Annotated in this window: 13 protein-coding genes; 8 read left to right on the forward strand and 5 right to left on the reverse strand. The window is 54.3% G+C overall.

What is annotated here, in order from left to right:
* Positions 1-4 precede the first annotated feature (4 nt).
* Together ampD and ampE are read left to right on the forward strand one after the other, a co-directional pair.
* Positions 5-568, forward strand: a complete 564-nt coding sequence (ampD, locus tag ABVN36_RS02870; protein ID WP_000936326.1) for a 1,6-anhydro-N-acetylmuramyl-L-alanine amidase AmpD — start codon at positions 5-7, stop codon at positions 566-568.
* On the forward strand, positions 565-1419 hold the full coding sequence (gene ampE, locus ABVN36_RS02875) for a beta-lactamase regulator AmpE (RefSeq protein WP_000172039.1): 855 nt from the start codon (positions 565-567) through the stop codon (positions 1417-1419). Before ampD ends, ampE begins: the two co-directional genes overlap by 4 nt.
* Before the next feature lie 91 nt (positions 1420-1510).
* Here the strand turns inward: ampE and ABVN36_RS02880 are convergent, their stop codons facing one another.
* The 3 genes from ABVN36_RS02880 to aroP form a co-directional block, all read right to left on the reverse strand.
* Positions 1511-2461: a family 43 glycosylhydrolase gene (locus ABVN36_RS02880; RefSeq protein ID WP_000024771.1), complete on the reverse strand. Its 951-nt coding sequence runs from the start codon at positions 2459-2461 to the stop codon at positions 1511-1513.
* On the reverse strand, positions 2461-3867 hold the full coding sequence (locus ABVN36_RS02885) for a glycoside-pentoside-hexuronide (GPH):cation symporter (RefSeq protein ID WP_000357539.1): 1407 nt from the start codon (positions 3865-3867) through the stop codon (positions 2461-2463). The genes ABVN36_RS02880 and ABVN36_RS02885 overlap by 1 nt, the downstream gene beginning before the upstream one ends.
* Positions 3868-4030: 163 nt before the next feature.
* Positions 4031-5404 (reverse strand): aromatic amino acid transporter AroP, encoded by a 1374-nt coding sequence (gene aroP, locus ABVN36_RS02890; RefSeq protein ID WP_000969487.1) that lies wholly within the window; start codon positions 5402-5404, stop codon positions 4031-4033.
* Between the two features lie 562 nt (positions 5405-5966).
* On the opposite strand from aroP, the gene pdhR reads away from it, so the two are divergent.
* The 5 genes from pdhR to ABVN36_RS02915 all read left to right on the forward strand — a co-directional run bounded on the left by pdhR (position 5967) and on the right by ABVN36_RS02915 (position 13656).
* Positions 5967-6731, forward strand: a complete 765-nt coding sequence (gene pdhR / locus ABVN36_RS02895) for a pyruvate dehydrogenase complex transcriptional repressor PdhR (protein ID WP_000331771.1) — start codon at positions 5967-5969, stop codon at positions 6729-6731.
* A 159-nt stretch (positions 6732-6890) separates the two neighbouring features.
* Positions 6891-9554 carry a pyruvate dehydrogenase (acetyl-transferring), homodimeric type gene (aceE, locus tag ABVN36_RS02900; protein ID WP_000003853.1) on the forward strand — a complete coding sequence of 888 codons (2664 nt, stop codon included), beginning with the start codon at positions 6891-6893 and terminating at the stop codon, positions 9552-9554.
* Between the two features lie 14 nt (positions 9555-9568).
* Positions 9569-11458, forward strand: coding sequence for a pyruvate dehydrogenase complex dihydrolipoyllysine-residue acetyltransferase (gene aceF, locus ABVN36_RS02905; RefSeq protein ID WP_023138993.1), 1890 nt, complete (start codon positions 9569-9571; stop codon positions 11456-11458).
* A 200-nt stretch (positions 11459-11658) separates the two neighbouring features.
* A complete protein-coding gene (gene lpdA / locus ABVN36_RS02910; RefSeq protein ID WP_001519338.1) occupies positions 11659-13083 on the forward strand; it encodes a dihydrolipoyl dehydrogenase in 1425 nt (474 codons plus the stop codon).
* Positions 13084-13371: 288 nt separating this feature from the next.
* Positions 13372-13656 carry an outer membrane protein gene (locus ABVN36_RS02915; protein WP_000765363.1) on the forward strand — a complete coding sequence of 95 codons (285 nt, stop codon included), beginning with the start codon at positions 13372-13374 and terminating at the stop codon, positions 13654-13656.
* Between the two features lie 37 nt (positions 13657-13693).
* On the opposite strand, the gene ABVN36_RS02920 is transcribed toward ABVN36_RS02915, so the two are convergent.
* Together ABVN36_RS02920 and ABVN36_RS02925 are read right to left on the reverse strand one after the other, a co-directional pair.
* Positions 13694-14485 carry a DUF2950 family protein gene (locus tag ABVN36_RS02920; RefSeq protein ID WP_000757452.1) on the reverse strand — a complete coding sequence of 264 codons (792 nt, stop codon included), beginning with the start codon at positions 14483-14485 and terminating at the stop codon, positions 13694-13696.
* Between the two features lie 12 nt (positions 14486-14497).
* Positions 14498-16126 carry a DUF3300 domain-containing protein gene (locus tag ABVN36_RS02925; RefSeq protein WP_023138992.1) on the reverse strand — a complete coding sequence of 543 codons (1629 nt, stop codon included), beginning with the start codon at positions 16124-16126 and terminating at the stop codon, positions 14498-14500.
* 388 nt (positions 16127-16514) lie between these two features.
* Between ABVN36_RS02925 and acnB the strand changes: the two genes are divergently transcribed.
* A complete protein-coding gene (gene acnB / locus ABVN36_RS02930; RefSeq protein ID WP_023138991.1) occupies positions 16515-19112 on the forward strand; it encodes a bifunctional aconitate hydratase 2/2-methylisocitrate dehydratase in 2598 nt (865 codons plus the stop codon).
* Positions 19113-19116: the final 4 nt, after the last annotated feature.

Here is a 19116-nt window from a genome sequence, read left to right on the forward strand (position 1 = left end):
CTGCATGTTGCCAGATAAGGGTTGGTTGGTAGAGGCGCGACGCGTCCCTTCTCCGCATTATGATTGCCGTCCGGATGACGAAAAACCGTCCTTGCTGGTGGTGCATAACATTAGCCTGCCCCCCGGCGAGTTTGGCGGTCCGTGGATCGATGCATTATTCACCGGAACGATAGATCCAGACGCCCATCCTTTTTTTGCAGAAATCGCTCATCTTCGTGTTTCGGCCCATTGTCTGATTCGTCGCGACGGTGAAATCGTCCAGTATGTGCCTTTTGATAAGCGTGCGTGGCATGCGGGCGTGTCAAACTATCAGGGGCGGGAACGTTGTAATGATTTCTCCATTGGTATTGAGCTGGAGGGGACGGATACGCTGGCTTATACCGATGCGCAGTATCAGCAGCTAGCCGCCGTGACGCGCACGCTTATCGCTTGCTATCCGGCGATCGCCGACAATATGACCGGACACTGCAACATTGCGCCTGACCGCAAAACGGACCCTGGCCCTGCCTTTGACTGGCCGCGCTTTCGCGCTTTGGTAGCCCTTTCGTCGCACAAGGAGATGACATGACGCTGTTTACGACATTACTGGTGCTGATTGTCGAGCGCCTGTTTAAGTTGGGCGAGCACTGGCAGCTCGATCATCGGCTGGAGGCGCTATTCCGTCGGATTACGCATTTTTCGATGTTGCGCACGATGGGAATGACGGCGATCGCGATGGTGGTGACTTTTCTACTGCTCCAGGCGCTAAAAGGGCTGCTATTTAACGTGCCGACGCTGGTGGTGTGGATTCTCCTGGGCGTGCTGTGTATCGGCGCGGGCAAAGTGCGAGTACATTATCACGCCTGGCTGAAAGCGGCGTCCCGTAACGATCCGCATCCTTGCGAGGCGATGGCCAGCGAGCTTACGCTAATCCACGGCGTGCCGCCGGATTGTAATGAGCGTGAATTTTTGCGTGAGCTGCAAAATGCGTTGTTATGGATAAATTTCCGTTTTTACCTCGCACCGCTATTTTGGTTTATCGTTGGCGGTCCATGGGGGCCGGTAACGCTGGTGGGCTATGCGTTTTTACGGGCCTGGCAGACCTGGCTGGCGCGCTATCAGACGCCGCACCAACGTTTGCAATCCGGCATTGACGCTATTCTTCATGTGCTGGACTGGATTCCGGTACGTCTGGCGGGCGTAGTGTATGCATTACTGGGGCATGGCGAGAAAGCGTTGCCGGCCTGGTTTGCCTCGCTGGCGGATCTGCATACTTCGCAGTATCAGGTGCTCACACGTCTGGCGCAGTTCTCACTGGCGCGCGAACCGCATACTGACAAAGTAGAAACCCCCAAAGCGGCGGTGTCGATGGCGAAGAAGGCCTCGTTTGTGGTGGTGGTGATTATTGCGTTGCTCACCATTTATGGGGCATTAGTGTAGCGTTGTGCCGATGGCGCTAACGCTTATGCTGCCTACAATGGAAAAATCTGTAGGCCCGGTAAGCGCTAGCGCCACCGGGCAGTGCAACGGCTTAGATCGTATCGGCTGGCGGCACGCCAAAATCAGGCATCCCGTTTTCGTCCCAGCGCACCCGTTTCAGACGCGTATGGCGGTTGGGATCGTACAACGGATCGCCTTCAATTTCGGTGTAATTTCTCGCGTGGTACACCAGTACATCTTCACCTTCCGGCGTTTGCGTAAAGCTGTTGTGTCCCGGCCCATACTGGCGATTTTCATAGCTGGTGGTAAAGACCGGGCGCGGTGATTTATGCCAGTTGGCCGGATCGCGCGGATCGTCGTTTACGTTAATCCACAGTAACCCCATACAGTAGTTTTCATCGGTGGCGCTGGCCGAATAGCTGATAAACAGCTTGTCGCCATGCACCACGACGGCCGGACCTTCGTTAACCCAAAAACCCCGACACTCCCAGTCGTACTCTGGCTTACTGAGTCTTACCGGCTCGCCTTTAAGAGTCCACGGGTTTTCCAGTTCAGCCAGATAAATATTTGAGTTACCGGCAATATCCGGCGCTTTTTGCGCCCACAGATACCACTGCTTTCCCTGATGATAAAAAGTGGTGGCATCGAGGGCGAAGGTATCAAACGGTGTTTTAATCTGACCTTTCTCCGTCCACTTGCCGGTGAGTGGGTCGGCATCGGCGCACTCCAGGGCAAACATGCGGTGCTGGAACATTCCCAGCTTATCAAGCGCTTGAGTATGGGTAGCGGCAAAATAGATGTACCACTTGCCGTTGATGCGGTGCATTTCCGGTGCCCAGATGAGCTGGCTCATCGGGCCGCTTTCCGGTTTGCGCCAGACGACAACGGGGTCGGCGGCGCGCAACCCTTCCAGCGAATCAGCCCGGCGGATTTCCAGCCTGTCATATTCCGGTACGGAGGCAATAAAGTAGTAATCGCTGCCGTCGCGTAAAATAAACGGATCGGCACGTTGTTCAATAAACGGGTTTGGCCAGTTTGCCATCAGGCTTTCCTTACGCTTTCAGCGGCTTTGAGCTCCTGCAACTCACTCAATTCGCGGTAATTAGTGCGACGTTTTTCCAAATCGTCCTGGATTTTTTTCATCAGTTCACGGTCAACTTTCAGCAGACGTACCACGCCTGCGGTAATCAGATAGCCAACGCCGGGGATAACGGTAAACAACAGCATAATACCGTTCATCGCCGAGGCGCTTTGCGCTTTGGCGCTGGCGTCATAACCGTACCAGGAGAGCAAAAAGCCGACCATCGCCCCGGCAATCGCCAGGCCCAGTTTCAGGAAGAACAGATTACCGGAGAAGCTAATACCGGTAATGCGTTTGCCGGTTTTCCATTCGCCGTAATCATCGACGTCCGCCATCAGCGACCAGTGCAACGGGGAAGGGATCTGATGCAGAATATTGAGCAGAAAGTAGAGCGCCACTATCATCACGGTAGCTTTCGGATCAAAGAAATAGAACGCGCAGGAGAAAATCGCCAGCGCGATATTGGTCCAGAAAAATACCTTCAATTTACACCAGCGATCGGTTAAGACTTTTGCCAGCATACTGCCGATCATCATACCGACCACGCCAAGGCTAATAAAAAGCGTAGCGAAATGGGTGCTTTGTCCCATCACCCAGGTGACGTAATACATGGTCGCCGCCATACGGATAAACCCCGGGCAGACGTTACATAAGGTCAATAGCAGAATGCGTACCCACTGATCGTTTTTCCACACGTCTTTGAAATCATTCTTCATATCATCGTGCGTCGGAACGGCAGGGCGAACGCGTTCGCGGACGCTGGCAAAGCAGAACAGAAACATACCCATGCCGATAATCGCCAGCACGGTCATCGCCAACTGATAGCCTTTGGCTTTGTCGCCGCCGCCAAACCAGTCCACCATCGGCAATAGCGTTAACGATAGCAACAGCGTCGCGATGCCGACTAACACGAAGCGATAAGCCTGACAGGCCACGCGCTCTTTTGGATCGTTGGTGATCACGCCGCCCAGTGAGCAATAGGGAATATTGATGGCGGTGTAGGTCACAGAAAGCAGAAAATAGGTGACGAAAGCATAGACAACTTTGCTGTTATAGCCCCAGTCCGGCGTCGTGAACATCAGCACGCTGAACAGCGCGTAGGGAAATGCAATCCACAGTAGCCAGGGGCGGAAACGACCATATTTACTTTGGGTACGATCGGCAAGCGCGCCCATCACCGGATCGGTAACGGCATCGATAACGCGTACTGAAAGGAGTAAAACACCGACTAACGCCGGGGCAAGACCAAAAATATCCGTATAAAAATAATTAACAAACAGCATGATAGCGCCAAAAATAATGTTACATCCGGCGTCGCCCATGCCATACCCGATTTTCTCTCTTACCGAAAGTCTGCCCTTATCCATTGAGACTTCTCCCCATCAGATGATGGCGGTAATTATTCGCCTGCGAGCTTTTTTTTGCGTAGCAGGATCACGCCGCTGATATGGATAAAATGGTTATACGTGGGAAACTGTGAGGCAGATAACACCCTCCCCGGACGGGGAGGGCGGAAAAGTAACGTCACGATCAGTGGGCTTTCACCGTTTTTGCCGTTTTTTCTTTACACAGGTAGCCGACGCCCAGGATGAGCAGCCATACCGGAATCAGCCACACGGAGATCGCCATACCTGGCGTCATCAGCATAATGATCAATACCGCCGCCATAAACAGCAGACAGAGAACGTTGCCGAACGGATAAAACAGGGCCGGGAAGCGGGTTTTCACGCCCTGCTGCTGTTTCGCGCGACGGAACATCATATGGGCAAGGCTAATCATCGCCCAGTTAATGACCAGCGCGGAGACCACCAGCGCCATCAGCAGTCCGAATGCGGACTCTGGAGCCAGGTAGTTGAGCAGCACGCACAACGCCGTCACGACGGCGGAAACCAAAATGGAGCTCACCGGCACGCCGCGTTTGTCGACGTTCAGCAGCGCTTTCGGCGCATTTCCCTGCTGGGCCAGACCGAACAGCATACGGCTGTTGCAGTAAACGCAGCTGTTATAAACCGATAGCGCGGCGGTGAGAACCACGATATTCAGCGCATTGGCGACAAACGTATCGCCCAGCTCATGGAAGATAAGAACAAACGGGCTGGTATCGGCGGTGACGCGAGTCCATGGCAGCAGCGAAAGCAGAACCGCCAGCGAGCCGATATAAAAAATCAGGATGCGATAGATAACCTGATTGGTGGCTTTGGGAATGCTCTGTTCCGGGTTATCGGCTTCAGCGGCGGTGATCCCTACCAGCTCCAGTCCGCCGAACGAAAACATAATAATGGCCATCATCATCACCAGCCCGGTCCAGCCATGCGGCAGAAAGCCGCCCTGTTCCCACAGGTTGCGCACGGTGGCCTGCGGACCAGCGGTATCGCTAAAGAGTAACCACGCGCCGAACAGAATCATAGCGATGACGGCGATCACTTTAATAATGGCGAACCAAAACTCCATCTCACCGAACACTTTAACGTTGGTCAGGTTGATGGCGTTGATAATCACAAAGAAGGCTGCCGCAGAAGCCCAGGTGGGGATCTCCGGATACCAGAACTGGATATATTTACCCACTGCGGTCAGTTCCGCCATGGCAACTAATACGTACAGCACCCAGTAGTTCCAGCCGGAAGCGAATCCGGCAAAGCCGCCCCAGTATTTATAGGCGAAGTGGCTAAAAGAGCCGGCGACCGGTTCTTCAACCACCATCTCTCCCAGCTGGCGCATAATCAGAAAGGCAATAAAGCCTGCAATCGCATAGCCCAGGATAATTCCTGGCCCCGCCGACTGAATAACGGAGGCGCTTCCCAGGAACAAGCCTGTCCCTATCGCGCCGCCCAATGCGATAAGCTGAATATGGCGGTTTTTCAGGCCGCGCTTGAGCTGCTCGCCGTGCTGCTGACTGTCCATCATAAAACCTCGTGTATCGGGCGCGGTTTATTCATAACGCGCTTATTTTGAACGATGCAGTAGTGCGTGTGTAAGTTTGCAATTCCGCTTTTTGTATTAATTTATTTACAGATTCGTTTTTTTAAATGTCACTTCAACTCTTTCGTCTTGATCAGAATAATGGTATGTGGCCGCGAATGCACCTGCTTTGTGCAGGGGTGATGACGAGTTGCGTAAAAAGAAAGCACTTGTAAATACCTCCTTTTATTTTCCCTTGCAGAGGTTAATTTATTTCTATTCATTATTTATGCATAAAAATGCATTTAATCTGCTGTTGAATCGGTTCAGATGAGATTTTTTGTCGTTTAAAATACGTTAAATCTACCTCCTGGTGGGTAAATTTAACATTTGTGCACAGTTACAGTTTTGAAACATGATTTCTGTAAAATTGTTAAAATGTGCCTCCTTTACTGATTTCAATCAAAACCTGTATGGACAGAAGGTGAATACTTTGTTACTTTAGCGTCACAGACATGAAATTGGTAAGACCAATTGACTCCGGGCAAATGGCTTAAGACAGGAAATCATGGCCTACAGCAAAATCCGCCAACCAAAACTCTCCGATGTGATCGAGCAGCAGCTGGAGTTTTTAATCCTTGAGGGGACATTGCGTCCCGGAGAAAAACTCCCACCGGAACGTGAACTGGCAAAACAGTTCGACGTCTCCCGTCCCTCCTTGCGCGAGGCGATTCAACGTCTCGAAGCGAAGGGATTGTTGCTTCGTCGCCAGGGCGGCGGAACCTTCGTGCAGAGCAGCCTGTGGCAGAGCTTTAGCGACCCGCTGGTGGAACTGCTCTCCGATCACCCTGAATCCCAGTTTGACCTGCTCGAAACGCGCCATGCGCTGGAAGGCATTGCGGCTTATTACGCGGCGCTGCGCAGCACCGACGAAGATAAAGACCGTATTCGCGAGCTGCACCATGCCATTGAGCTGGCGCAAGAGTCCGGCGATCTGGATGCCGAGTCCGAAGCCGTGCTCCAGTATCAAATCGCCGTCACCGAAGCGGCGCACAACGTGGTATTGCTTCATCTGCTAAGGTGTATGGAGCCGATGCTGGCGCAAAACGTGCGGCAGAACTTCGAATTGCTGTATGCGCGTCGGGAGATGCTGCCGCTGGTGAGTACGCATCGCACCCGTATATTTGAAGCCATTATGGCCGGAAAACCAGAAGAAGCGCGTGAAGCGTCACACCGCCATCTGGCGTTTATCGAAGAGATTATGTTGGACAGAAGCCGTGAGGAGAGCCGTCGTGAACGCGCTTTACGCCGTCTGGAGCAGCGCAAGAATTAGTTTTTTCTGGCAGAACGTTAACCAGAAGATGTTGTGAATAACGCGCAAAAATGTGCGCGGCAACTAAACGCAGAACCTGTCTTATTAAGCTTTCTGACGAAAGTTTAATGGGACAGGTTCCAGATAACTCAACGTATTAGATAGATAAGGAATACCCCCATGTCAGAACGTTTCCAAAATGACGTGGATCCGATCGAAACTCGCGACTGGCTACAGGCGATCGAATCGGTCATCCGTGAAGAAGGTGTTGAGCGCGCTCAGTATCTGATTGACCAACTGCTTTCTGAAGCTCGTAAAGGCGGCGTGAAAGTCGCGGCAGGCGCAGGGGCCAGTAATTACATCAACACTATTGCCGTTGAAGACGAACCGGAATACCCGGGCAATCTGGAGCTGGAACGTCGCATTCGTTCTGCTATCCGCTGGAACGCCATCATGACCGTGCTGCGCGCGTCTAAAAAAGACCTTGAGTTGGGCGGCCACATGGCGTCCTTCCAGTCTTCCGCCACGATCTATGATGTCTGTTTCAACCATTTCTTCCGTGCGCGCAACGAACAGGATGGCGGCGATCTGGTGTACTTCCAGGGCCACATCTCTCCGGGCATCTACGCTCGCGCGTTCCTGGAAGGTCGTCTGACCCAGGAACAGATGGATAACTTCCGTCAGGAAGTGCATGGCAATGGCCTCTCTTCCTATCCGCACCCGAAACTGATGCCGGAATTCTGGCAGTTCCCGACCGTCTCTATGGGTCTGGGCCCAATCGGTGCTATCTACCAGGCGAAATTCCTGAAATATCTGGAACACCGCGGCCTGAAAGATACCTCTAAACAGACCGTTTACGCCTTCCTCGGCGACGGCGAGATGGACGAGCCGGAATCCAAAGGCGCGATCACCATCGCCACCCGTGAAAAACTGGACAACCTGGTCTTTGTTATCAACTGTAACCTGCAGCGTCTTGACGGCCCGGTCACCGGTAACGGCAAGATTGTTAACGAACTGGAAGGCATCTTTGCAGGTGCTGGCTGGAACGTTATCAAAGTCATGTGGGGCGGTCGTTGGGATGAGCTGCTGCGTAAAGACACCAGCGGTAAACTGATCCAACTGATGAACGAAACCGTTGACGGCGACTACCAGACCTTCAAATCCAAAGACGGCGCTTACGTGCGTGAGCACTTCTTCGGTAAATATCCGGAAACCGCCGCGCTGGTGGCCGACTGGACTGACGAGCAGATTTGGGCGCTGAACCGTGGTGGTCACGATCCGAAGAAAGTTTACGCGGCACTGAAAAAAGCGCAGGAAACTAAAGGCAAAGCGACCGTAATCCTGGCCCATACCATTAAAGGTTATGGCATGGGCGACACCGCGGAAGGCAAAAACATCGCTCACCAGGTGAAGAAAATGAACATGGACGGCGTGCGTTACGTCCGCGATCGTTTCAACGTGCCGGTTGCCGATGCTGATCTCGAAAAACTGCCGTACATTACCTTCCCGGAAGGTTCTGAAGAACACAAATACCTGCATGAACGCCGTCAGGCGCTGCATGGCTACCTGCCAAGCCGTCAGCCGAACTTCACCGAGAAGTTAGAGCTGCCTCAACTTTCAGATTTCGGCGCGCTGCTGGAAGAGCAAAGCAAAGAGATTTCCACTACGATCGCTTTCGTGCGTGCCCTGAACGTGATGCTGAAGAACAAGTCGATCAAAGATCGCCTGGTACCGATCATCGCCGACGAAGCGCGTACTTTCGGTATGGAAGGTCTGTTCCGTCAGATTGGTATCTACAGCCCGAACGGCCAGCAGTACACCCCGCAGGACCGTGAGCAGGTTGCTTACTACAAAGAAGACGAGAAAGGCCAGATTCTGCAGGAAGGTATCAACGAGCTGGGCGCAGGCGCATCCTGGCTGGCTGCGGCGACCTCTTACAGCACCAACGATCTGCCGATGATCCCGTTCTACATCTACTACTCTATGTTCGGGTTCCAGCGTATCGGCGACCTGTGCTGGCAGGCTGGCGACCAGCAGGCTCGCGGCTTCCTGATCGGCGGGACTTCCGGTCGTACAACGCTGAACGGCGAAGGTCTGCAGCACGAAGATGGTCACAGCCACATTCAGTCGCTGACTATCCCGAACTGTATCTCTTACGACCCGGCTTACGCTTACGAAGTGGCTGTCATCATGCATGATGGTCTGGAGCGTATGTACGGTGAGAAACAAGAGAACGTTTACTACTACATCACCACCCTGAACGAAAACTACCACATGCCGGCCATGCCAGCAGGTGCCGAGGAAGGTATCCGTAAAGGTATCTACAAACTCGAAACCCTCGAAGGTAGCAAAGGTAAAGTTCAGCTGCTGGGCTCCGGTTCTATCCTGCGTCACGTGCGTGAAGCGGCACAGATTCTGGCGAACGACTACGGCGTAGGTTCTGACGTGTACAGCGTGACCTCCTTCACCGAACTGGCGCGTGATGGCCAGGATTGTGAACGCTGGAACATGCTGCACCCGCTGGAAACCCCGCGCGTACCGTACATCGCTCAGGTGATGAACGACGCTCCGGCAGTGGCATCTACTGACTATATGAAATTGTTCGCCGAGCAGGTTCGTACTTACGTACCGGCTGACGACTATCGCGTACTGGGTACGGATGGCTTCGGTCGTTCCGACAGCCGTGAGAACCTGCGTCACCACTTCGAAGTTGATGCTTCTTATGTGGTTGTCGCAGCGCTGGGCGAACTGGCTAAACGTGGCGAAATCGATAAGAAAGTGGTTGCTGACGCAATCACCAAATTCAACATCGATGCAGATAAAGTTAACCCGCGTCTGGCGTAAGAGGTAAAAGAATAATGGCTATCGAAATCAAAGTACCGGACATCGGGACAGATGAAGTTGAAATCACCGAGATTCTGGTCAAAGTGGGCGACAAAGTGGAAGCTGAACAGTCGCTGATCACCGTAGAAGGCGACAAAGCCTCTATGGAAGTCCCGTCTCCGCAGGCTGGCGTCGTGAAAGAGATCAAAGTCTCTGTCGGCGACAAAACCGAGACCGGTGCACTTATCATGATTTTCGATTCCGCCGACGGTGCAGCCGACGCTGCACCTGCTAAGGCAGAAGAGAAGAAAGAAGTGGCTCCGGCAGCAGCACCTGCTGCGGCAGCGGTGAAAGACGTCCACGTTCCGGATATCGGCAGTGACGAAGTTGAAGTGACTGAAGTGATGGTGAAAGTGGGCGACACCGTTGAAGCTGAACAGTCGCTGATCACCGTCGAAGGCGACAAGGCCTCTATGGAAGTGCCTGCGCCGTTCGCGGGCACCGTGAAAGAGATCAAAGTGAACACCGGTGATAAAGTGTCTACCGGCTCTCTGATTATGGTCTTCGAAGTGGCGGGTGAAGCGGGCGCAGCAGCACCAGCGAAAGCGGAAGCCGCTCCGGCTGCGGCTGCTCCAGCAGCAGCGACGGGCGTGAAAGACGTTAACGTACCGGATATCGGCGGCGACGAAGTTGAAGTCACCGAAGTGATGGTCAAAGTCGGCGATAAAGTTGCCGCTGAACAGTCGCTGATCACCGTGGAAGGCGACAAAGCCTCCATGGAAGTGCCTGCGCCGTTCGCGGGCACCGTGAAAGAAATCAAAATCAGCACCGGCGATAAAGTGAAAACCGGTTCTCTGATTATGGTCTTTGAAGTAGAAGGCGCAGCGCCTGCGGCCGCTCCGGCTAAACAGGAAACGGCGGCGCCGGCTCCGGCGGCGAAAGCTGAGAAGCCTGCTGCCCCTGCAGCCAAAGCGGAAGGCAAATCTGAGTTCGCTGAAAACGACGCTTACGTTCACGCTACCCCGCTGATTCGCCGTCTGGCGCGCGAGTTTGGCGTCAACCTGGCGAAAGTGAAAGGCACCGGTCGTAAAGGCCGTATTCTGCGCGAAGACGTTCAGGCTTACGTGAAAGACGCTATCAAACGCGCGGAAGCTGCGCCGGCTGCTGCGGGCGGTGGTATCCCGGGTATGCTGCCGTGGCCGAAAGTGGACTTCAGCAAGTTTGGTGAAGTTGAAGAAGTGGAACTGGGCCGTATCCAGAAAATCTCTGGCGCGAACCTGAGCCGTAACTGGGTGATGATCCCGCACGTTACGCACTTCGACAAAACCGATATCACCGATCTGGAAGCGTTCCGTAAACAGCAGAACGCCGAAGCTGAGAAGCGCAAACTGGATGTGAAATACACGCCAGTGGTCTTCATCATGAAAGCGGTTGCCGCTGCTCTGGAACAGATGCCGCGCTTCAACAGCTCTCTGTCCGAAGACGGTCAGCGTCTGACCCTGAAAAAATACATCAACATCGGCGTGGCGGTTGATACCCCGAATGGCCTGGTGGTTCCGGTCTTTAAAGACGTGAATAAGAAGAGCGTGACCGAGCTGTCTCGTGAACTGACCACCATCTCCAAAAAAGCGCGTGATGGTAAGCTGACCGCTGGCGAAATGCAGGGTGGTTGCTTCACTATCTCCAGCATCGGCGGTCTGGGAACTACCCACTTCGCGCCGATTGTTAACGCGCCGGAAGTGGCTATCCTCGGCGTTTCTAAGTCGGCGATGGAACCGGTGTGGAATGGGAAAGAGTTTGTGCCGCGTCTGATGATGCCTATCTCTCTTTCCTTCGACCACCGTGTGATCGATGGTGCTGATGGTGCGCGTTTCATTACCATTATCAACAATATGTTGTCTGACATTCGCCGTCTGGTGATGTAAGCGAAAAGCCGGCCCGACGGCCGGCTTTTTTTTGATAATCTCATGGAGTTTGTGAGGTTATTAGCGAAAGCGATAATTCGTGATCCGTTTGTTGTTTCAAAATTGTTAACAATTTTGTAAGATACGGGCGGATAGAACGACCCGGTGGATGATGGGCGATCAAGTACCCCGGACCGCCGGATACAAATAAAGAGGTCATGATGAGTACTGAAATCAAAACTCAGGTCGTGGTACTTGGGGCGGGCCCGGCAGGCTATTCTGCCGCTTTCCGTTGCGCTGATTTAGGTCTGGAAACCGTAATTGTAGAACGCTACAACACCCTTGGCGGTGTTTGTCTGAACGTCGGCTGTATCCCTTCTAAAGCGCTGCTGCACGTAGCAAAAGTTATCGAAGAAGCCAAAGCGCTGGCTGAACACGGTATCGTCTTCGGTGAGCCGAAAACTGATATCGACAAGATTCGTACCTGGAAAGAGAAAGTGATCACGCAGCTGACCGGCGGTCTGGCGGGTATGGCCAAAGGCCGTAAGGTGAAAGTGGTCAACGGTCTGGGTAAATTCACCGGGGCTAACACCCTGGAAGTGGAAGGCGAAAACGGCAAAACCGTGATCAACTTCGACAACGCGATCATCGCGGCAGGTTCTCGTCCGATCCAATTACCGTTTATTCCGCATGAAGACCCGCGCGTATGGGATTCTACCGACGCTCTGGAACTGAAAGAAGTACCGAAGCGTATGCTGGTCATGGGCGGCGGTATCATCGGTCTGGAAATGGGTACCGTATACCACGCGCTGGGTTCAGAGATTGACGTGGTTGAAATGTTCGACCAGGTTATCCCGGCGGCTGATAAAGACATCGTTAAAGTCTTCACCAAGCGCATCAGCAAGAAATTCAACCTGATGCTGGAAACCAAAGTGACTGCCGTTGAAGCGAAAGAAGACGGTATCTACGTTTCGATGGAAGGCAAAAAAGCCCCGGCTGAAGCGCAGCGTTATGATGCGGTTCTGGTGGCGATTGGTCGTGTGCCGAACGGTAAAAACCTCGACGCGGGCAAAGCTGGCGTGGAAGTTGACGACCGTGGCTTTATCCGCGTGGACAAACAGCTGCGCACCAACGTGCCGCACATCTTTGCTATCGGCGATATCGTCGGTCAGCCGATGCTGGCGCACAAAGGCGTTCACGAAGGTCACGTTGCCGCTGAAGTTATCGCCGGTAAGAAACACTACTTCGATCCGAAAGTTATCCCGTCTATCGCGTACACCGAGCCAGAAGTGGCATGGGTTGGCCTGACCGAGAAAGAAGCGAAAGAAAAAGGCATCAGCTATGAAACCGCCACCTTCCCGTGGGCAGCTTCTGGCCGTGCTATCGCTTCTGACTGCGCAGACGGTATGACCAAACTGATTTTCGACAAAGAATCTCACCGCGTGATCGGCGGGGCGATTGTCGGCACCAACGGCGGCGAGCTGCTGGGTGAAATCGGTCTGGCGATCGAAATGGGCTGTGATGCGGAAGACATCGCGCTGACCATTCATGCGCACCCTACGTTGCACGAGTCCGTCGGTCTGGCTGCTGAAGTGTTCGAAGGTAGTATTACCGACCTGCCGAACCCGAAAGCGAAGAAGAAATAATCTTCTGTAGGTGCCAATGCGCCACCCGATACAAAAAAGCGGCTTTACAGCCGCTTTTTTTATGCATGGCAAATCAGATGTGTCAAATGATGGCGAAGGATAACGAAACCGCAAAATTTATCTTTTCCGCAGCAGTACGTTTTTCAAAGCTTATGCCGTCGGTAGTGCCTTTGTCTGTCATTTTCGACCAACTAATTGTTTCATAAGAAATACCTCTCCTTACTTTGTCATCACCCTGAAATTAGTAACGCCATAAAATAATAGCAAGCTAATTATGAGGTTTGATATATGAAACTTTTTCTGACAACAGCAGCGCTAACTGCGACGTTGATTTCCGGCATGGCATTTGCCAGCGATCCCGTCATCCCCTGGGCGACTAACAGCGGCGGTACGGAAAGCACGCATATTGCGGCAATGGGCGAGGATTTGAATGCGCAGCATCAGCAGATCACCCACACGCATGAAGGCGTATGGGCGGCCAATTCCGGCAGCATTCAGGCTGATGAAGCCGCGCTGACCAGCAACAAGCCGCCGGTACAAGGCCACCCGGAATTAATGCCGCATCAGGGCTAATGATCATGGCCTGGCGATAACGCCAGGCGCTTACGGGTTATTCGGCGACCTGCCACTGCGCGTCTGGCGCAAAACGCGTGATAGCCTGAACTTTACTCTCCGTCTCCTTGCCTAAATCCGCCTGATAAATACGATCGTCCTGGTTGACCATAAAACTCATCACCCCGGTTTCGCCGTAATGCATCGGCCAGGCCAGAAGCGCCGCGCCGTGACCGTCGTTATCGCTGATAATACGGAAATGGTAGCCGTGGTAACCCTCGTCTGGCGCTGCGGGGCTAAAGTTTGGGCCTAACGGACTGGGGACGTCGCCTGCTTTGGTTGGCCAGTACAGGCCATCTTTTTGGCCTTCGCTACTGATTATCCTGTGCGCCCAGCGATGGTTTTGTAAGTAATAGTCCTGCTGCGCATCAACGTAAGCATGCATGGCCTGTAAGGTAGAAAGTTCATTTCGCCCAATAGTACGGGTGAGGATCTCATTCCCGGCTGCCGCCATATCAAAGCGCCAGCCGCCAGTCTCTTTCACCATGGGCACCGGGAGCTGCCAGTCTTCTCGTCCGACATTCAGGTGCGCCGTATTGTCTTTTTGTACAATGCGATGGCCTTCGCGCCAGTCACGATTGAAGCGGGCCACGGCCTCGGGATCGGCACCTTCCGGCGGCAGAAATTGCCGCCAGTCATCGCCCAGTAGCGCGGTAAGCTGCGTTTCGTTTTTTCCGGCTACCGCCGCGGCGAAGGCGCTGGCGGCCGCTTCCGGGGAGGGGAACCGTTCCTGCGCGTAGCCCAGCAAGGGTAACGACAGTAACAGAGCGCTTAACATAACCTTTTTCATTATCTGCTCCGGTTAACGGCGATGAAATTCATGATGTTCAGAAAAATGTTCCCGCGCGGCGGCGCGTTGCTCGGTGTTTAAGTGACTGCCGCGACGGCTTTCCAGGCCGCGTAGCTGTTGCGATTGCCATGACGGCGATCGACTGTCGTTCCCGCTAAACACATTGGCGTGCATATTCTGGCGAAATGCCTGACGCTGCTGCGGCGTAGAGGATTCAATACGCTGGCGGGCGGTGTCTCTCTGCTGCTGTGAAACAGGGTGCTGCTGGGCTTTAGCCTTCAGCTCGGAACGATGCTGCTGCGTGGTGGATTTATTCAGTGTCTGCTGCGCCGCCTCGCGACGACTGCTGTTTTGTGTTCCGTCATAGCCACGGTAATTATTACGCTGGGCAATTTGATTTAACTGCTGCGATGCCGCTTTGCGCTGTCTATCGCGGGATGTCTCGCCTGACAGGTTAGCGGGTGATGTATGGCTGCGCTGTTGGAATTGCGCCATGGCCGCCTGGCGCTGACTGTCGCGAGACACTGGCGCTTGCTGCGTTGCGCTTAACCCGCCGCTAACATTGGTGGGATGGAACCGTTGCGCAACGGTATTATTCGGATAAGGGACGCCATTGCGCCAGGCGGGATTATGCTGCCAGCCCATCGTTTGGCCCGGCAGGTTTTGCCCGGATATCCGGTTGAAATTATTGACATTGATGTTGATATTATCGCCATTATGTTGATAACCGTTACCACCATGATGGTAATCATCATCATGGTGGTCGTCGTCATGGTGGTGATGATCGTCGTCATCCCAGTCTATGCTGCTGAACAACGCATAGGTGGTGGCGACGCCCAGACTATAACCAAAACCTTTAACAAAACTATCGGCAAACTGCTGCCCCGGAGGGGGCGGTAAATACACCGGCGGATAAGCGGTATTGGGCCAGGCGCCATACACCGTCGCGGGGTTATAGTTCGGCACGTACACCACCTGCGGATTCGCGGGTTCAATTTTTATAACGGTCGACGGTGTCGCTGGCGTACTGGCGGATGTGGTGGTGGTTGTTGTCGTCGTGACGGCGGTAGAAGCGCTGGACTTCGGCACGCTGGTGACGGTTTGCTGCGGCGTTGATTTTAGCGAACCGGTTTGTTGAGCCAGCAGACGCAACCTTTGCACCGCATCCATCACATCCTGTGGCTGGGCTAAGAACGCATCGCCCAGGTTTTGCACCCATTGCGGATTCTCGCCCATAAGCGCCATCAACTGGGGAAAGGCGACCAGCGATTTGACGCTGGGGTCCCACGGTTGGCTGGCCACCGCCTGAATAGCGGCATCGCCCTGCAGCGTGGGGTTATCTCGCGACCACTGGACGGCCTGAACCACGTTCGCCGGGTAGGTGGAAGCCATGAGCACCTGCGAAAGCAGGGCATCGGGATAAAGCGCGACAGGCGCGACCCATTGATCGATTTGCGCAGTGGTAAAGGTCGTTTTCGCGACAGGCGCGGGCACAGCGGTCTGCGTTGGCTCAGAGGCGGGAGCTGCCGCCTGCGCGGGCGCTTCGGGAGCGCGGCTTTTAACATACAGTACGCCCGAAGCGGCAAATAACCCGGCACTGCACACAAGGGCAATGAGATGGGGTTTAAAGGGCAACGTCATTTTATCTCTCCCGATTCCAGAGAATCGCTATGGTCATTATGCCTGCCGCCGACGGGGTGCAGTTTGGCGTGAGTATAAAGGGACGATAGTTTAATTTTTAGCTAATGTTGGGATCGATAACGTTACGTGACGATCAAAGCACGAAATGAGGTAAGCATTTATGGCTGCAGCTCCCGTCTCAGTAGAGCATTAGACCATCCTTAACGATTCAGCCACTTTTTTATGTTGCTTTTTTGTAAACAGATTAACACTTAAAGAAAATCCTGTTATTGTGCCTTATGCGGTACCGGGCATTTACCCTACTAACTACTGTCTCACAGGAGCGTGAAGAGAATCGCCCATCAACAAAAGCGCCGCATTATGACAATGAGAGCGAGGAGATATCGTCGTGCTAGAAGAATACCGTAAGCACGTAGCTGAGCGTGCTGCCCAGGGGATTGTGCCAAAACCTTTAGACGCAACCCAAATGGCTGCGCTTGTCGAGCTGCTGAAGACCCCGCCTGTGGGCGAAGAAGAATTCCTGTTAGACCTGTTGATCAACCGCGTTCCTCCTGGCGTAGATGAAGCCGCTTATGTTAAAGCCGGTTTTCTCGCTGCTGTCGCGAAAGGCGACACCACCTCCCCGCTGGTCTCCCCAGAAAAAGCCATTGAACTGCTGGGCACCATGCAGGGTGGTTACAACATTCATCCGCTGATTGATGCGCTGGACGATGCGAAACTGGCGCCGATTGCGGCCAAAGCACTGTCCCACACCCTGCTGATGTTCGATAACTTCTACGACGTAGAAGAGAAAGCCAAAGCGGGCAATGAATATGCCAAACAGGTGATGCAATCCTGGGCCGACGCCGAATGGTTCCTGAGCCGTCCGCCGCTGGCGGAAAAAATCACCGTCACCGTTTTCAAAGTGACCGGCGAAACGAATACCGACGATCTCTCTCCGGCGCCGGATGCGTGGTCGAGACCGGATATCCCGTTACATGCGCAGGCGATGCTGAAAAACGCCCGTGAAGGCATTGAGCCGGATCAGCCAGGCGTTGTCGGCCCGATCAAACAAATCGAAGCATTGCAGAAAAAAGGCTACCCGCTGGCTTACGTGGGTGACGTGGTGGGCACCGGTTCTTCCCGTAAATCCGCGACCAACTCCGTGCTGTGGTTCATGGGCGATGACATCCCGAACGTGCCGAATAAGCGCGGCGGCGGCCTGTGCCTCGGCGGCAAAATTGCGCCTATCTTCTTTAACACCATGGAAGATGCGGGCGCGCTGCCGATTGAAGTTGACGTTTCTAACCTGAATATGGGCGATGTGATTGACGTCTACCCGTACAAAGGCGAAGTGCGTAACCACGAAACCGGCGAGCTACTGGCAACCTTCGAACTGAAAACCGACGTGCTGATCGACGAAGTGCGTGCCGGTGGTCGTATTCCGCTGATTATCGGCCGTGGCCTGACCACCAAAGCGCGTGAAGCGCTGGGGCTGCCGCACTCAGACGTTTTCCGTCAGGCAAAAGACGTGGCGGAAAGCAGCCGTGGCTTCTCTCTGGCGCAGAAAATGGTCGGTCGCGCCTGCGGCGTGAAAGGTATCCGTCCGGGCGCGTACTGCGAACCGAAAATGACCTCCGTCGGTTCTCAGGATACTACTGGCCCGATGACCCGCGATGAGCTGAAAGACCTGGCCTGTCTGGGATTCTCCGCCGATCTGGTCATGCAGTCGTTCTGTCACACCGCAGCCTATCCGAAGCCGGTTGACGTCACCACGCACCACACGCTGCCAGACTTCATTATGAACCGTGGCGGCGTCTCTCTGCGTCCGGGCGACGGCGTGATCCACTCCTGGCTGAACCGTATGCTGCTGCCGGACACCGTGGGGACCGGCGGTGACTCCCATACCCGTTTCCCGATTGGTATCTCTTTCCCGGCGGGCTCAGGCCTGGTGGCGTTTGCCGCCGCGACCGGCGTGATGCCGCTGGATATGCCGGAATCGGTGCTGGTGCGTTTTAAAGGCAAAATGCAGCCGGGCATCACCCTGCGCGATCTGGTCCATGCCATCCCGCTGTACGCCATCAAACAGGGCCTGCTGACCGTTGAGAAGAAAGGCAAGAAAAACATCTTCTCTGGCCGCATCCTGGAAATCGAAGGTCTGCCGGATCTGAAAGTTGAGCAGGCGTTTGAGCTGACCGATGCGTCCGCCGAGCGTTCCGCTGCGGGTTGTACCATCAAGCTGAACAAAGAGCCGATCATTGAATACCTGACCTCCAACATCGTCCTGCTGAAGTGGATGATTGCGGAAGGCTACGGCGACCGTCGTACGCTGGAACGCCGTATCCAGGGCATGGAAAAATGGCTGGCGGATCCGCAGCTGCTGGAAGCCGATGCTGACGCAGAGTACGCGGCGGTGATCGACATCGATCTGGCGGATATCAAAGAGCCAATCCTCTGTGCGCCGAACGATCCGGACGACGCGCGTCTGCTGTCTGACGTGCAGGGCGAGAAGATCGACGAAGTGTTCATCGGTTCCTGCATGACCAACATCGGCCACTTCCGCGCGGCTGGTAAGCTGCTGGATAACCACAAAGGCCAGTTGCCAACCCGCCTGTGGGTAGCGCCGCCAACCCGTATGGACGCCGCGCAGCTGACCGAAGAAGGTTACTACAGCGTGTTTGGTAAGAGCGGGGCGCGTATCGAAATTCCGGGTTGTTCCCTGTGTATGGGTAACCAGGCGCGTGTAGCCGACGGTGCGACGGTGGTCTCTACCTCTACCCGTAACTTCCCGAACCGTTTAGGTACCGGTGCGAACGTCTTCCTGGCTTCTGCGGAGCTGGCGGCGGTTGCGGCGCTTATCGGCAAACTGCCGACGCCGGAAGAGTACCAGACCTACGTGGCGCAGGTGGATAAGACGGCGGTGGATACCTACCGTTATCTGAACTTCGACCAGCTCTCTCAGTACACTGAAAAAGCGGACGGCGTGATTTTCCAGACTGCGGTGTAAAAGT

Source organism: Salmonella sp. SJTUF15581 (assembly GCF_043356775.1).
Classification (GTDB): domain Bacteria; phylum Pseudomonadota; class Gammaproteobacteria; order Enterobacterales; family Enterobacteriaceae; genus Salmonella; species Salmonella enterica.

Bases quoted from the DNA above. Each gene is read 5' to 3' on its own strand.
- pdhR (WP_000331771.1), top strand. From the start codon at position 5,967: ATGGCCTACAGCAAAATCCGCCAACCAAAACTCTCCGATGTGATCGAG.
- lpdA (WP_001519338.1), top strand. From the start codon at position 11,659: ATGAGTACTGAAATCAAAACTCAGGTCGTGGTACTTGGGGCGGGCCCG.
- ABVN36_RS02880 (WP_000024771.1), bottom strand. From the start codon at position 2,461: ATGGCAAACTGGCCAAACCCGTTTATTGAACAACGTGCCGATCCGTTT.
- aroP (WP_000969487.1), bottom strand. From the start codon at position 5,404: ATGATGGACAGTCAGCAGCACGGCGAGCAGCTCAAGCGCGGCCTGAAA.
- ABVN36_RS02885 (WP_000357539.1), bottom strand. From the start codon at position 3,867: ATGGATAAGGGCAGACTTTCGGTAAGAGAGAAAATCGGGTATGGCATG.
- ampD (WP_000936326.1), top strand. From the start codon at position 5: ATGTTGCCAGATAAGGGTTGGTTGGTAGAGGCGCGACGCGTCCCTTCT.
- ABVN36_RS02920 (WP_000757452.1), bottom strand. From the start codon at position 14,485: ATGAAAAAGGTTATGTTAAGCGCTCTGTTACTGTCGTTACCCTTGCTG.
- ABVN36_RS02915 (WP_000765363.1), top strand. From the start codon at position 13,372: ATGAAACTTTTTCTGACAACAGCAGCGCTAACTGCGACGTTGATTTCC.
- aceF (WP_023138993.1), top strand. From the start codon at position 9,569: ATGGCTATCGAAATCAAAGTACCGGACATCGGGACAGATGAAGTTGAA.
- aceE (WP_000003853.1), top strand. From the start codon at position 6,891: ATGTCAGAACGTTTCCAAAATGACGTGGATCCGATCGAAACTCGCGAC.
- ABVN36_RS02925 (WP_023138992.1), bottom strand. From the start codon at position 16,126: ATGACGTTGCCCTTTAAACCCCATCTCATTGCCCTTGTGTGCAGTGCC.
- ampE (WP_000172039.1), top strand. From the start codon at position 565: ATGACGCTGTTTACGACATTACTGGTGCTGATTGTCGAGCGCCTGTTT.